Origin of the sequence: Sphingobium xenophagum (assembly GCF_002288285.1) — a bacterium.
Lineage (GTDB): Bacteria > Pseudomonadota > Alphaproteobacteria > Sphingomonadales > Sphingomonadaceae > Sphingobium > Sphingobium xenophagum.
In genome coordinates, this window is sequence record NZ_CP022746.1 from 218,048 (window position 1) to 232,654 (window position 14,607).

11 protein-coding genes are annotated in these 14,607 nt (G+C 60.7%); 2 read left to right on the top strand and 9 right to left on the bottom strand.

Features of this window, described 5'->3' with window-relative positions; translation table 11 throughout:
- Position 1 precedes the first annotated feature (1 nt).
- The 8 genes from CJD35_RS15905 to CJD35_RS15935 form a co-directional block, all read right to left on the bottom strand.
- Positions 2–1,459: an acyl-CoA reductase gene (locus tag CJD35_RS15905; RefSeq protein ID WP_017183533.1), complete on the bottom strand. Its 1,458-nt coding sequence runs from the start codon at positions 1,457–1,459 to the stop codon at positions 2–4.
- Positions 1,460–1,467: 8 nt separating this feature from the next.
- On the bottom strand, positions 1,468–2,883 hold the full coding sequence (locus CJD35_RS15910) for a long-chain-fatty-acid--protein ligase (protein WP_017183532.1): 1,416 nt from the start codon (positions 2,881–2,883) through the stop codon (positions 1,468–1,470).
- A gap of 152 nt (positions 2,884–3,035) precedes the next feature.
- On the bottom strand, positions 3,036–3,923 hold the full coding sequence (locus CJD35_RS15915; protein WP_017183531.1) for a helix-turn-helix domain-containing protein: 888 nt from the start codon (positions 3,921–3,923) through the stop codon (positions 3,036–3,038).
- A gap of 84 nt (positions 3,924–4,007) precedes the next feature.
- On the bottom strand, positions 4,008–5,291 hold the full coding sequence (locus tag CJD35_RS15920) for a spinster family MFS transporter (protein WP_026002467.1): 1,284 nt from the start codon (positions 5,289–5,291) through the stop codon (positions 4,008–4,010).
- 397 nt (positions 5,292–5,688) lie between these two features.
- Positions 5,689–8,112 (bottom strand): TonB-dependent receptor, encoded by a 2,424-nt coding sequence (locus tag CJD35_RS15925; protein WP_017183529.1) that lies wholly within the window; start codon positions 8,110–8,112, stop codon positions 5,689–5,691.
- Between the two features lie 283 nt (positions 8,113–8,395).
- Positions 8,396–8,935 carry a hypothetical protein gene (locus CJD35_RS23110; protein WP_244917294.1) on the bottom strand — a complete coding sequence of 180 codons (540 nt, stop codon included), beginning with the start codon at positions 8,933–8,935 and terminating at the stop codon, positions 8,396–8,398.
- Positions 8,878–9,810, bottom strand: coding sequence for a phosphotransferase (locus CJD35_RS15930; protein ID WP_244917295.1), 933 nt, complete (start codon positions 9,808–9,810; stop codon positions 8,878–8,880). Before CJD35_RS15930 ends, CJD35_RS23110 begins: the two co-directional genes overlap by 58 nt.
- A 118-nt stretch (positions 9,811–9,928) precedes the next feature.
- Positions 9,929–10,567 carry a TonB-dependent receptor domain-containing protein gene (locus CJD35_RS15935; protein WP_244917296.1) on the bottom strand — a complete coding sequence of 213 codons (639 nt, stop codon included), beginning with the start codon at positions 10,565–10,567 and terminating at the stop codon, positions 9,929–9,931.
- 96 nt (positions 10,568–10,663) lie between these two features.
- Here CJD35_RS15935 and CJD35_RS15940 point away from each other — a divergent pair.
- A protein-coding gene (locus CJD35_RS15940) for an IS630 family transposase (protein WP_244917217.1) occupies positions 10,664–11,604 on the top strand; the annotation gives its coding sequence in 2 pieces (ribosomal slippage) (positions 10,664–11,009 and positions 11,009–11,604; 942 coding nt in all).
- On the opposite strand, the gene CJD35_RS15945 is transcribed toward CJD35_RS15940, so the two are convergent.
- Complete coding sequence (locus CJD35_RS15945) at positions 11,589–13,352, bottom strand: TonB-dependent receptor (RefSeq protein ID WP_244917297.1); 1,764 nt, start codon at positions 13,350–13,352, stop codon at positions 11,589–11,591. The two genes, CJD35_RS15940 and CJD35_RS15945, sit on opposite strands and share 16 nt — an antisense overlap.
- 190 nt (positions 13,353–13,542) lie before the next feature.
- On the opposite strand from CJD35_RS15945, the gene CJD35_RS15950 reads away from it, so the two are divergent.
- Positions 13,543–14,532: an SMP-30/gluconolactonase/LRE family protein gene (locus CJD35_RS15950; RefSeq protein WP_017183526.1), complete on the top strand. Its 990-nt coding sequence runs from the start codon at positions 13,543–13,545 to the stop codon at positions 14,530–14,532.
- The last annotated feature ends 75 nt before the right edge of the window (positions 14,533–14,607 follow it).

Consider the following 14,607-nt stretch of genomic DNA (forward strand, 5'->3'; position numbering starts at 1 on the left):
CTCAGCCTGCCAGCGCAGCCAGCATCTCGCCCGATGCCTGCTCTTCCGTGACCCACTTCACCATGCGGCGGACCGGCTCGATCGCGTCCTGCCTTTCCATATTATGCTGCATAGTCGCAGCCCCGCCCAGCGATACGATCCGCTGCGCGCCCTGAAAGGCGAGGCGGTCGCGCAGCTCGTCCTTGAGACTTTCGGGAAAGATGCCGATCGTCTGGGTATAGGCGTTGACCGCGCTGACGGCCGTTTCCCGGCTGTCGATCGGCACGATATTGCCCACCCGGCATGCGAGCGTGCGGGAAAAATCGACCGGATATTCTTCCTGGCTCACGATCACCGCGCCTTCGTTGGCGCGGCCGCCGAAGATGCGATAATCCTCGTCGTTGAGGCGGATGCCGTCGATCTCGGCCTTGAGCGCACCGTCAAACGCCTTGTGCGGCGTGCTCAGATGATCGGGCAGGCGCTGGAGCGCGTCGAAGGTCATTTGCCCCAGCCGATTGGCACGCTCCAGCCCGGCCTCGTCCGTGCCGCATTCGACATAGATGACGCGCGCGGACACGCAGCCTTCCTGATTTTGCGCGCCGATGTCGAGCGCCAGACGGCGCGCCACTTGCCCCAGCGTCTCCTCATCGGCGAAGGCTTCGCGACCAATGATCGTTCCCGACAGCTTGGGATCCTGGGTGATGAGGTCGATGCCTGGTTGCAGATAGCGCGTGATATGCTTGACCGAATCGAACCCGCCCCAGGCAACGATCTTCTCGACGCCGCGCGGATCGTAGATCGCCGACTCCACCTGATCGTCGCCGCCTTTCCAATAGGCGACGGAGACATGTTTCGACAGCGGATGGTCGGGGTCCATCTCGACCATGGTGCGCACGAGCGCAGAGGCCGTCAGCGGATCGTTGGATGGCAGCTTGATGATCGCATCGGACCGGGTCAGCGCATTGCGGATCACCGTCAGGATCGACACGATCGGTGCATTGCCGGCGATGACATGCACGGTCCGCGCACCGAAGGCGCGCGTGCGGGCGGTGAGGCCGGAAAATCTGCCAGCCCCCTGATCCACCCAGCCTTCCAGATATTCGACGCCGCAGGAGCGTTCCATCATCCGCCGCATTTCGGTCCGATCGAAAGCCGCGCCGATATGTTGGAAATGGACGCGCAATATGCTCTCCGACAGACCGGAGGTCAGGCAGGACAGGCGAAACGCCTCCTGCAAATGCCGGTTCTGACCGAAATCGAGCCGCTGTCCCAAAGCAACGAGGAAATCGAGTATCTCCTCAAAGCTCAGTGCATAGAGATCGGCCATGGCCGAAGGCGTGCGCAAGGGCAGGTGCGCGACATGCCTGGCGATGTCCGGCGCCGAAAAGCTGACACCGCCCCGGCGGCCGCCATAATCGATGTCGGCATCATCGATAATCTGGCCTCGGATGATCAGGGGCACGCGGAATGGATCAGTCATGGCTCTACTCACATCGACAGTTCGGCAAGAAATTCGATAGCGCGGTCGTGCGCTTCGGGAGCGCCGGCGCAGACGATGCGGTCGTCGCCGCCTTCCTTCTCGCTGTAGCGGCGTACCGGCGGAATGACGTGCGGCCCGGTGCGGCCGCAGGCGCAGGGCTTTTCCCAGCCCGCCAGCGTAATCTCATCCCCCGTCACCAGCCCGGCCCAATAGGTGTTGGGCATCAGGTCGAACGAGGCGAAGCGGCCGGTCAGGCCGTCCTTGCGGGGCAAGGGCTTGCCCGTCGCCGGGTCGAGGAGGAACGGGATCTGGATCGGCGGGATGTGATAATGGCCATGCTCGCACATCATCGACAGACCCATCTGTTCGGATGTGGCGTACATTTCATAGATGGTATCGAAACCCAGAAACTCGAGCACGCGCTCGCGCCAGTCGTCGGGCAGTTCCTTGCCCTTCTTGCCACCGCCGGTCAGGAGCACGCTGCCCTTGCCGAAGACGTTCTTGAGGCCGCGCTTCAGCCCCTCCTCCGCCCAGTCGTAGAGGATCGCCCACATCGCCGTCACATAGACGTCGCGCCCACCGAAGCGTCGCTGCGCCTCGCTGAAGAAATGCTTGAGATCGTCGGGCCGACGCCGCTCCAGCTCCAGCAGCGCCTCCCGCCGTTCCAGCAGGACCGGCGGAATGTCGATCATGCCCGCCTCACCCCGCGCCTCTGCCGCGCGAAGACGGCCGCCCAGTGACGCGATGTCGGCGCTGAACCGGGCATTGGGATAGAGGAACAAGGTGTTTTCCTCGCCCTTGGCATAGAGATCGACCTGGATGCCGTTGCCGCGCTGCATCGCGGCCGCGCCATAACGATAGCCCGGAATGATGATCGGCATCCCGTCCTTCACAATGTCCCGACCCCGGTCCGGCCACCAGTCGCGGATGATGACCCCGGAATGGACGATCGTCTCGCGCCACTGCTTCTTGCTGCGGGGGACGAAGCTCAGCTTACCTGTGGTGCCCGACGTATGCTGGATGGTCAGGTCTGTTTCCGCGTCGAGCAGGTCGATCCAGTCGTCGATCGTCTCGATACCGCTGGCATCGACATGAGAAATGTCGCTGGTCGTCAGGCCAGCGAGCCATTTGGTGAGCTTGTCGAAGCGGCTGCGCTCCAGATAGCTGATCGGATAGGATTTGTAGACGGTGTGCGGAAACAGAAGCGGCGCCAGATCGTCGATCGTCTCGATGGTCTCGATGCCCTGCTCCCGCGCCAGCTTGTCCAGCACCGACAGGCCCGGCCGCAATTCGGCAAAGCGCTTGCGCGCGCCTTCCAAATGCAGCCTGTCGATCTCCTCGCGGCTGAGCGTGAAAGCCTGCGCATAGGGCGCGTCATGGAAACTGGTGGGATCGGCGATCAGTCGATCGAGATAGCTGGTCATGGAGAAAATCCGCCTTTCTGTCGGGGACGGATTGTGGCGACGGCGGGGCGCTCCCCGCAATGCCGATGCCTACCGCCGGAGCGCCCAAACATCGCCAAGGGGACATGATGCAACAGATGGGTTGAGGATGGAGTATTAGTTGAGAGGCGGGCTCAACGCGATGCGCCACGGTCTTCGCGATATTCGCGTGGCGTCATGCCGGTCGCCTTGCGGAAGGCTGCCGAGAAAGCGGCGGCGCTCTGGAAGCCGCATTTGCCGGCGATTACCTTGATCATCGCCTCGTCGCGGACAAGCAGGTCTTGCGCACGCGCGATCCGGCGGCTGGCGATATAATCGGTCAGGGTTATGCCGGTGGTGGCCCGGAAAGTCCGAATCAAGTGGCGCGGGCTGGTACGAATTTCGGCGGCCAGATCGGCTACCGAAAGCATCTCGGCCAGATCGGCCTCTATCTTATCCTTGATGCGACGCAAACGCCAGCCGGGCATCTGTCCATGTGCGCTACGATCATCATATGGGGCTTGGCCAAAATGCCGGCACAGTTCGACGACGAGCATCAGCGCCATACTTTCGAGCAATATATCCTGCCCAAAGCCCGGGTTGCGCAATTCCTCCACCAAACGGGCAAGCCCCTGACGCACCCGACCGATCTTAACATCCTGACATGCAGCCAGATCGGCGACGCTGTCATCCTCGAACAGTTGCATCGCCCGGTCGTTTTCAAATGTCAGACACAGCAGGCTGTGTTCGCCCGGTTCGCTGAGGGTCGCAAATGCGCCACCCTTGGGCAGGAAGACTACATCGCCTGGCGGGTCTGCCAGTTCGCGTTCGCTGTTGAAGAAACGAGCAGTGGGGCAGCGCGGCCCGATGGAAAAATCCAGATAGTAAGAATCGGGTTGAAAAACCGATCGGCTGCTCTGGGTCCATCCGAAGTGACGGATATCGGCGAAAATGCCATTCGCATGGAACCGCCGTTCCACATGGAAATGCGACGCAGTGTGCGGGGCACAAAGCGGCAGACCAAGATCGGCTTCATGTCGCATCCTCAACCTCCTCGCCATCGATCAAATCTTGGCTCGATCCTGAAGCGCAGGACCATTATTTCCCTGTCGATCGCGAATGGCAAGTCAGTGCCGATCATGATCGTGCACGTCCGCGACTACCCATCGGCTCGCCCATGCAAACAGACCGGCGGCCAGTATGAAGAAGCAGGATCCCAGGCTGAGCGACAGGCGCAGCCCCTGCGCGCTTGCCGCCTCGCAGGCCGCGACTGCCTGCTTGGCGCACTCGGCAAGGCTGATGCCTGCCGACACCCGCGCGCTTTCCCCAAATATGTCGCTGGCAAGGCCGATCAGCGGCGGACCCAATCCATAGCCTAATAGGGAACTTGTGGCGATAATCACGGCGGAGGCCATGGCGCGCATATGCGGGGGCGCCACATCCTGCCCGTGCGCATACATGGCAGGCATGTAGAAATGCTGCCCCATGGATCCGAGCACCATCAACGCCACCGCAAGGCCGACTGTCGGAATCTGAAAAGCGAAGGCATATAGCGCCCCACACCAGAGCAAGCCGAAGGAGGGCAGCCAGGCCTTGATTCGCGGGTAGCGACGCGCGCCCAGGTCCATCATCGGACCGCCCAGCAGCGTGAAGACGATGCCGACGCCACCGATCACCAACCCCATCAATGCCGAAGCATTGGCCAGGGACAGACCATGTCCGCGCATCAGAAAGGATACCATATATTGTTGATTGGCATAGCTGCCGATCCCGGCGACGCCCCCCGCGACGGCCACCAGGGCGAAGCTGCGCCGGGCCAGCAGCTGGCGGCCGGTGTCGATGAATGACGCGCTATGGTGCGGTCGGGGCTCGCTCCGCGGCGGTTCCGGTACGGTGGCGCGGAACAGTAGAGCCATGACGATGCCTGCCATCCCGCAGATGAGGAAAGCCGTGCGCCACCCATAAGCGGCGATCAGAGCGCCCCCGCCCACCGCTGCGACGATGGCGCCGAAGGGGCCAGCGACCGCGAAGATGGCGATGGCGGTCGTTCGCCGTTGCGCGGGGAATGCGTCAGAGATCAGAGAATGCGAGGTCGGCGTGCATCCCGCTTCGCCAATGCTGACGGCGGCGCGCCCGACGAGCATCTGGACGAAATTGGCCGCAATTCCGCAAAAGGCCGTCATTGCACTCCAGAATGTCAGCGACATGGCGATGATCCCGACCCGGCGACCGCGGTCAGCCGCGCGCGCGATCGGGAAACTGAAGACCGTGTAGAGTATGGCGAAGGCGGGTCCGCCAATCAGGCCCAGCTGAAAATCGCTGAGATGGAGGTCGACCTTGATCATTTCCTGGGCGACCGAGAAGAGCAGTCGATCAATATAATTGAGGCAATTGAGCAGAAACAGCGCCACAATTGTCCACGATAACAGTGATCGCCTGCCGGCGGAAAGCGATGCGTTTTCCGCCATCGGTTGCGGACCTGCATCCACCATTGACGGATTGCGCATCACTCATCCTATTTCATCTTTATCGACTGTAATGAAGGTTATGCCAACACCGCACCCTATGCCTGCGCCACGACCATCGCCGGGACGACAGATGTCGCGCCGGAGACATATTCCTTCCCATATGGCTCCCCGTCGGTTCCCCGGATATTGCGCGAAACACAGGCAAAGGGGGATTTACGATGATCGCAGTCCGCGCGCCCGCCATGTCGATCTGCGGGCCGCCGCTTGGCACAGTCGCGCCACGCAGGCCGATCAGATCCATGGGTGAAGTGGACGACGCCACATCACCCATGCCCCTATGTCAGAAGCGATAGGAAACCGTTGCGCCCCATGTGCGCGGCGCTGCGGTAAAGCCGATCGCGGTGCCGAAGGTGCCATAACCGTTGAATATGGCGTTATAATATTTTGCCTGCGTCAGGTTGCGGCCCCAAAGGGTGAACTCCATTCCGCCGTCGAGCTTGAAATTCAGGCTTCCGTTCAGCACCCCATAGGCCTTGAGCCGACTGAAGCTGTTCTGCGTATTGATGAAGCTGATAGCCGCCGCACGCTCCGCCGCATCGTTCACGCCATCATTGAGCGCCGGTGTCGTCAAATCCGCAGTGGCATAGTCCTGGTAAACGGCGGAAGTGTAGGCATAGTCGGCATGCAGCGCAATTTCGCCCCCTTTGACCGGGAAGCGCTGCGTCGCGCCGATGTTCCAGGTCCAGCGCGGCGCGCGCGGAACGACCTCCCCGCTACGATCCACCGTACCGCCCAGGCCCGCCGCAGTGAATGATCCCGCAGCATATTTCGCCTTAAGCCAGGACAGGGCGCCGCTTAATTCCATGCCCTGCCACGGAATGAGCGTGCCTTCAAATTCCAGACCATAGGCTTTCACATCGCCTGCGTTCTGAACGAACTGGGTCAGATTACCGCCGACCAAGGCATTGACGACATTCTGGGCGCCGTTGCGCCAAATGTAGAATCCAGCGAAATTAGTCCGCAGATGCCGATCGAAAAAGTCGCCCTTGAAGCCGATCTCGGCATCCTTCACCTTTTCCGGAGCAAAGGAACTCGCATCGGGCGGGGTCGGACGCGAATTGAGACCGCCCGCCAGTGCGGCGCCCCCGGTCTTTACATAGATGAGCTTACCGTCTCCCAGCTCGTAGTCGATGCTGGCGAGCCAGGCGGGATAATCAAATTTGGCCGTCACCGGATCCGTGCAATCCGGACCGGGGGCGACCAGATTTGCATTGGCACCCACGGCGCATAGCCCCGTAGGGGGCAGCGTGATCAGCCGGCCGTTGGAGACGAACGAACCGGAAAAGCCCGGGATCCCTCCAATATAGCCCATGCGATTAATCGAACGCTTGTCCCAGGTATAGCGGAAACCGCCGGTCACGCGCAGCCGTTCGGTCAGGCTGTAGTTGACTTGGGCAAACAAGGCCTTCGATTCCGACTTGTATGTGGCAAGGTTGGTATTGGCCGGGGCCAGGTTGAAACCGAAGTCGGTATCCTGGAACACGAGCGACTGGGACTGCTCATCGCCCGTTTCCTTAAAATAGAAAGCGCCGAGAATGAATTCCAGTTTCCCCAGGTTACCGGAAAATTGCAGTTCCTGGCTACGCTGCTTTTGCGAATAGTCGCTCGCATAAGATGCGATCTTGGCAGGCGTACCGTCAAGATCAGTACCATCCCCGGTATCGGCCGCGCGATAGGCCGTTATCGATTTGATCTTAACGTCGCCCAGATCATATTCGATGGTCGCACGGACACCCCACGTCTTGTTATAATTATATGGCGTATCGATGTTGGCGTTGCCCGTGTTTGGATCATTATATGTTCTGTAGAATTGACTCTTGGTCTGGAGGAAGCTGGCAATGTCGAACTGGCGGGAATATAGCGCCAGCGCCGGTCCGGTCGGGTTGATACCGCGCAGAGCGACATTATTGTACGTATCCCTGATATTGGCATAGTCGGCCGACAGAGAGACGGTCATCGGGATCGCAGCCGGTTCCCAGTTCAGCGTGGCACGGCCCGCGATGTCGTGATCGATACGGGCCGCATCGACCCCTCTTATCGGGTTGTTCCCAAAACCCTTGCCCCTCTCGCCATAGCGGCCAGCCAGGCGCAAGGACAATTCATCGCCCGAAATCGGCAAGGTCAGCGCGGATTCAATGGACCAGCTTTCATAGTTACCGATACGTCCGGTGACGTAGCCGCCAAAATTTCCGTCCGGCTGCACAGTTGTCATGTTGAGGGCGCCACCCGTCGTGTTGCGTCCGAACAAGGTTCCCTGGGTTCCGCGCAAGACTTCGACCGAAGCCAGGTCAAGAAGCCCGAGATTCCCGGCGATTGGCCGCCCATAATAGACGCCATCGACATAGATGCCGACCGCCGGATCGGAAAATGAGTTAGGGCTATTCTGCGCGTTGCCACGGATGGCGAGATATATGAGCGATGCGTTGCCGGTGCCACCGGATTGCACCGACAAACCCGGCGCCGCCCGGCCCACATCCGCCACTTCAACAATCTGCCGTTCAAGCAGCGCAGTCGGATCGAGCGCCGTGACGGCAACGGGAACTGTCTGAAGATTTTCCGACGTGCGGCGAGCCGTCACGATGATGTCGCGCACACCGCTATTGTCATCACCGCTCGCACTTTGCTCGACCACTTCTGCCGCGTGGCTCACGCCTGCACCACCCACACCCATAACCGTGCCGGCCATCAGAATTGCGCGGAACATTTTAACCATTTCATCCCCTCCACTATTAATATTATTAAATAACGGGATTCAATTACGGTATTTATTATTATTTTTATGCATTTATATTAAGGCAACAAGAAAGAAATATTATATAATTATATTACATCACCGATCCAAGGCCGCAAAGCTGATCTTGAAAACTAGGATCAGTGCGATATCAGGCAGTATGTTAAGTGACTTCCTGTTTGGCCGTCACCGGTTATTCCACCCTCTGAATTTTATCGTTTCATACGCAGAAGACACATACCGTCGGATAGGTATCCTAACCCAGAGGCCCACGCACTTCCCCCCGGGACAAGGGTTCCATGGGCACCAGAACAAGATGATCGGCAGGCGCATCGGGACCTGCGATCACTAGGCATTGTCGCAGCATCCGCCGATGAAAGAAACGCGTCAGGGCGGCATAGTCGGCAGGCGTGCTCTTTTCGATGAAGCGCATCAATGCGGCCTCACCCGCGGCGGCATCCGCATAGCCCGTACCCAGCAGCGCCTCGATGTCCTTGCCATCCTCTTCCCGCAGCCAATCGCGATAGCGCAGCTGGTTCCGCAGATAGTGAGGGATCGAGGCAAGGATATTACGTTGCCAGCCCTGTAGCGATCCGCTTTCCGGCAGACGTTCGATCTCCGCCTGCAATTTATCAAGTGCCAGATCATTCTGGTCGACGGCGGCGGGCGGCGGAAGCGCAATGTCGTCGAGCGTCACGCCCAATATCTCGGCCAACGCCTCCATGCACCGCCGTCCGATCATCGACACCTGTACCGCCGCCTCGACCCAATCGCCGCCGCGCCCCTTTTCGTGCATCCCGAACAGGGGCCGTAAATGGCTTCGGCGAGGAAGGACACGGTGTGATAGGCGATCGCGTCAAAATAGAGCGGTACGCCAATCGCCGTTTCATAGTGACGAAACAGAGCGGCGACGTCGCCCATATTCTCAATCGGGTGGCGCCCCCGGAAGCACGCGAGATCGCGCATGGGATCGCCTAGATGACCGATTTCCACATCCAATATGCCGGTAACCTGGGCACCGTCCGAAAGGAACTGGCCGCAATCGCCCGTGACGAAGGAGATGGATTCCCGATGTCGGGGATAGTTTTGGCGCAGCCATCGCGCGCAAAATTCCAGCAGCGGATCGGTGATGCCCTGCTCGACCGTCATGGCATGAAAGCGTTCAAAATTATGCAGGGCGATCTCGCGCGCACCCTGCGGCAAATGGGCTCCGCCTTCGATGAAAGCCTGACTGGGCAGGCTGTGGATGTCAGCCAATATCTCCATATAGCGCAGCGATGCGGCCCACCGATCCTCGGTCATCACCGACGCGCTTTCGATCGCCTCCTGGACCAGGCCGGGATCCCGGCCGCCTTCTATCCACTCCATCACGATGGTGTTGGGTTGGTCGCACATGCCCAATATGGCGGGAATGGGAATGCCATTTTCATGCAGTGCGCGCTGCATGCGCATTTCATACACAAGCGGATAGGGATGGGTCGGCCAGGTGCGGTCGCCCTTGAGCAGAAAGTCGCGCTTCACACCATTTTGCTGCGCGCTGGCGCGCCAGACCGGGCGCCAGCGCCGCTGTTTTTCGAGCACGACTTCAGAACAACCCAGGACATTCTCGAGCCATCGGCTGAGCTGTTCGCGGCTTTCGGCCTGATCCTGATCGGCTTCGGTCTGCGCCATCGACGGTCCTCTCTATCGTCTTTTTCTGCCCATTATGGCCGGTGCGTCATCCGCCTTTTATGGACCGGGCGGCCGTTGCGGAAAGATCGGGCTGACGCACCGCTTTTAGTCCCTGCCCTCAATCGCCAAACCGATAGCGAACCTCCACGCCATAGGTTCTCGGCGCGCCGTAGAATCCACTGAATATCCCGAGCGCCGCCGATCCGACATTGCTAGACGCCAGATACTTCTTGTCGAACAGATTGCGCACGAAAAAGCTGATGTCGGCATTGCTGCCGCCAACGCCGTTCAGGTCCAGCCGTCCGTTGACCAGGTCATAGGCGGGCAGAACCTGATCAGAGGAGCGGACTTTGCTCGAATGGTAATAGTCCAGGCTGGCTACCGTTTCTGCGAGCGAGAGTGGCACAGGGAGCGTCCAGCGGAGCCCGGCAGTCACCGTCGTCTTCGCGACCAGATTGAACGGCACCTCAAGCGCCGCAAGATAGGATTGCAGGGCGGCGGGCACTGTCAGCGACCGCGACTTCAAGTCGAGGAAGGTCGCCCCCGCGTCGAATGACAATGTAGAAGTCGGTTGGATGCGGGTCGACAGGTCAATGCCCGCGACACGCGTCTTGCCGGCATTGACCAGCAGCGTCCCGCCGCTCGGATCGTTACTGGCGTCGCAATCGCCGTCGGGCGATCTTGGCGGGTTCGTGCCACCGGGAGCGGTCGTACTGCAACTTGCCTGTGTGTTGAGACCCGAAATCGGCACCTGCACATTAGAGCGGTTTTCGACCGTTCTGAATCGGTCTGGGATTCCCTTCGGGCGCGATTTCTGATTCAGAATCCGTGCTGGTGAAGGAGGCCGGCATGGATGGCTCTTTCGATGGATTTGCGCACTCGGCTGTTGGCAGCGGTGGACAGTGGATCGAGTTGCCGTGCTGCGGCGGCCCGGTTCGGTGTTGCACCATCAACGGCGGTCCGTTGGCGGGCACAGCAGCGCGAGACGGGTGACATTGCCCCAAAGCCGCGCGGCGGGGATATGCGCTCGCGGCGGGTGGAAGAGCGGGCAGTGGACATTCTGGCCATTTGGGAGGAGCGTAGGGACATCACCCTCGAAGAACTACGTCTGGCGCTTGCGGACAAGGGCATGGCCGTTTCCGTGGCCGGGCTACATCGCTTTTTTGTTCGCCGTGGCCTGACGCGCAAAAAAAGACAGGCCATGCGATAGAGCAAGATCGACCAGACGTCCTGAAACAGCGTCAGGACTGGTTCGAGGGGCAACTCGATCTCGAACCGGAGCGCCTGGTCTTCATCGACGAAACCTGGACCGCCACCAACATGACCCGCAGCCACGGTCGTTGCCCGAAAGGCGAGCGGTTGCGGATGGGCTTCCCGCACGGCCACCGCAAGACCACCACCCTGGTCGCTGGCCTGCGCATGACCGGCATGGTCGCGCCTATGGTGCTCGATGGACCGATCAACGGCGACTGGTTCGAAGCCTACGTCGCTCAGGTCCTCGTCCCGGAACTGCGGCCCGGCGACGTCGTCATCATGGACAACCTATCGAGCCACAAGCGCGCATCGGTGCAAGTGCTCATCGAGGCCGCAGGCGCAACCCTGCGCTTTCTCCCGCCCTACAGCCCCGACTTCAACCCGATCGAGAAAGCGTTCTCCCGCCTCAAGGCCATGCTCCGCAAAGCGGGCGAGCGAACGGTCAGCGGCCTGTGGAGCTTGATCGGCAAACTCGTCGATATCTTCCAGCCTCAGGAATGCGCCAACTACTTCAGATCGTGCGGCTATGAACCAGAATGATCGAAAACCGCTCTATTATACCAGCCGACAAAGGGCGACGCGTTGAACTGCAATTCGACGTCACCCATGGTGAAGTCGGAGCGGATACCGACCTCCACGTCCGTCACCTTTTCCGGGGCGAAGGACTGGAATTGCGCCAGCCGCCCGGCCAGCGTCGGGCTGTTAATGCCACCAGCGCGATAGCCCCGGCGCGAGACCGCATAGAGGAATATCGCGTCCGACGCCTTCCAGTCGACGCCCAGTTGCCAGGTCAGCGCCTTTGACGAGGTCTTGTTGACGCTCGAGTTGCGGATCGTTGTCGCCGCGCCCGCGCATTCCTCCGGTGACACGACAGGCTGATTGCTCAGGCCGCCGCCGACGCAGGCCTCGATCTTATCCCAGGTGTGACGTACGCCCAGATTGACGTGCAGGCCGTCGGCGATTTCATAATTGACATTGCCGAACAGCGCCCGGCTCTTTTCACTGTAAAAACTGTAGTTGAAGCGAGCATCAGTAATACCGGGTAGAGTGAAGACCGGAATATAGGTGCCCGACGGCCCAAGCGGCTTGCTGTCCAGGTAGAATGCCCCGACCAGCCAGTCGAGACGATTGCCGAGGGCCGATCCCTTCAATTGCACTTCGTCGCTGATCTGCCGGACGTCGGATGTCTGGCGCCCACCCACGATCGTCACCGGAAGCCCGGCAGGGATCGCGCCGCTTCCATCAGCGATCAAGGTGGGCAGTCCATCGACGCTGGAATAATAATCGATCTTCGTCCGCCGATAACCGAAGATATTGATGAAGGTGATGTCATCGGACAGATCGAACTCCGTCCGGTTGGTGATGCCGAAACGCTCGACCTTTTCGAACGCATCGACGTCCGAATTGATCACGCGCGGTCCCCGCGCGCGCTGCAACGCCAATTGAGCCAGCGCCGCATTGGCCGTGCCCGTCGCCGTCAGCCCGTTGGGACCGGGCAGCACATCCGTCAGCACCGATGCGCCACCGACCGCGTCATTGTGATAATAATCGACAATGAGCGTGTTGCGGAACGTGGCGCTCGGCTCGAACAGGATCGACCCGCGGATCGCGCGGGAATTAAGATCGTCCGGGTCGCCGCCGATGCCGATATTCTTCGTCCAGCCGTCGCGCTTTTGGATCTGACCGGCGATACGGATGGCCAGCGTGTCGGACGTCAGCGGTATATTGACTGCGGCTTCGAGCAACCGGGCGTCGTAATTGCCGTAGGACGCCTTGGCATATCCTCCCAGCTTATAGTCCGGCGCCGTCGGATAATAGAGGATCGCGCCGCCGGTCGTGTTGCGGCCGAACAACGTCCCTTGCGGCCCCTTGAGCACTTGAACGGACGAAAGATCATAGGTCGGAATGCTGGACCCGACCGTAGGGGACGGCACTTCCGCGAAATAGCTGATGACGCCGGGCGCGCTGTTGCCGGCCAGCGCCTTGGACTGGCCCCGGATCGAGAAATTGGTGTTTTCGCGCCCGCCCGAACCCGCCAGGAACACGCCCGGCGTCTTGACCAGCAAATCCTGCGTATCGCGGATATTGGCCTGCCGCAGCGAATCCGCCCCAAAGGCCACGACCGAAACCGGCGTCTCCTGAATATTCTCGGCGGTGCGGCGCGCGGTTACCACGATGTCGCTGGTGGCGCCCTCTTGCGGGGCGGCGTTGGACGACTGCGCCAATGCCGCTTCTGATGTCGTCAGCAACAGGCCCAATGGCAAAATGAAACCCGATATTCCCCTCATTCTTCTTCTCCCTGATGGTCAAAGGATGACCGTTCTGTTTGAGAGCCGGTCTGTTGCCGGCCTTCCGCCTCCGTAGGATCGCCGCCGCGAGCCAAGTCGCTATCTCCCTCGGCATTTCCCCTATGGATCGGGTGTGCAGCAGATATGACGCCAATTCGCGCCTTCAAATACCTGTCGAAAGGTGGGTCCGATGTCCGATCATCCCAATATTCACACGAGGGTGGGCCGCGGTGCGCAGATGCCGTCGGCCATGATGGGAGAGGACGAGATGACCTGCTTTGCAAGCGGACTGCTGATGCCAGAGGGGCCAATCGCGCAGCCCGATGGCGGCCTGATACTGGTTGAGGTCCTTGGCGGCCGCCTGTCCCGTCTTGGCCCGGACGGTGCGCGCACCACCCTGGCCGATCTGGGCGGCGGCCCCAATGGCGCGGCGATCGGTCCCGACGGGCGAATCTATGTTTGCAACAATGGCGGTTTCAAAAAGATGATCCTGCCCGATGGCGGCCTCCTGCCGGTCGAGGCGCCTCTTGATACGCCGCCCGGCGCTATTCAGGTCGTCGATCCCGCCACCGGCACTTTCGAAACCTTGTACGCATCCACCGAAGCGACCCCCTTCTGGGGACCGAACGACCTCGTCTTTGACGAAACGGGCGGATTTTGGTTCACCGATTTCGGCAGGGATCGCGGCGCGGCGCGAATGCGGGGTGGCCTTTATTATGCCAAGGCCGACGGGTCGGACATCCGACTGGCCGCCGGACCATTGGACGGGGCGAATGGCGTCGGCCTATCGCCAGATGGACGCACCCTCTACGTCGCGCTCACCTATGAAGCGCATCTGCTGCGCTATCGACTGTCAGCGCCCGGTATGATCGACACGGCGGCGTCGCCCACCCCGGACGGGCACAGCATCGTCGGTCGGGCCGGGCCTGGTCAATTTCTCGACAGCCTGGCCGTCGACAGCGCCGGGCGCATCTGCTGCGCTTCGCCCGGCCAAGGCGCCATATTGATCTTTCCTCCCGAGGGCGGAACGCCTCAGCAGATCGAAACGGGCGATTTCCTCACGACCAATATCTGCTTTGGCGGCAAGGACGGTCGGGTGGCCTTCGTCACGCTGGGCAGTTCCGGCAAGGTCATATGTATCGATTGGGACGCCCCCGGCCTGCCTCTCGCATTCGGCTGACCTCCCTCTTAAACAGCGCCTCCTGCCCGCCGACAGGTCAAGCAAGGCGACCATTGCTGTTCCCTCGCGCCATGT

Excerpts from the sequence above, each read along its gene's own strand:
- CJD35_RS15905 (WP_017183533.1), bottom strand. The coding sequence starts at position 1,459 with ATGACTGATCCATTCCGCGTGCCCCTGATCATCCGAGGCCAGATTATC.
- CJD35_RS15910 (WP_017183532.1), bottom strand. The coding sequence starts at position 2,883 with ATGACCAGCTATCTCGATCGACTGATCGCCGATCCCACCAGTTTCCAT.
- CJD35_RS15915 (WP_017183531.1), bottom strand. The coding sequence starts at position 3,923 with ATGCGACATGAAGCCGATCTTGGTCTGCCGCTTTGTGCCCCGCACACT.
- CJD35_RS15925 (WP_017183529.1), bottom strand. The coding sequence starts at position 8,112 with ATGTTCCGCGCAATTCTGATGGCCGGCACGGTTATGGGTGTGGGTGGT.
- CJD35_RS23110 (WP_244917294.1), bottom strand. The coding sequence starts at position 8,935 with ATGCACGAAAAGGGGCGCGGCGGCGATTGGGTCGAGGCGGCGGTACAG.
- CJD35_RS15930 (WP_244917295.1), bottom strand. The coding sequence starts at position 9,810 with ATGGCGCAGACCGAAGCCGATCAGGATCAGGCCGAAAGCCGCGAACAG.
- CJD35_RS15945 (WP_244917297.1), bottom strand. The coding sequence starts at position 13,352 with ATGAGGGGAATATCGGGTTTCATTTTGCCATTGGGCCTGTTGCTGACG.
- CJD35_RS15950 (WP_017183526.1), top strand. The coding sequence starts at position 13,543 with ATGTCCGATCATCCCAATATTCACACGAGGGTGGGCCGCGGTGCGCAG.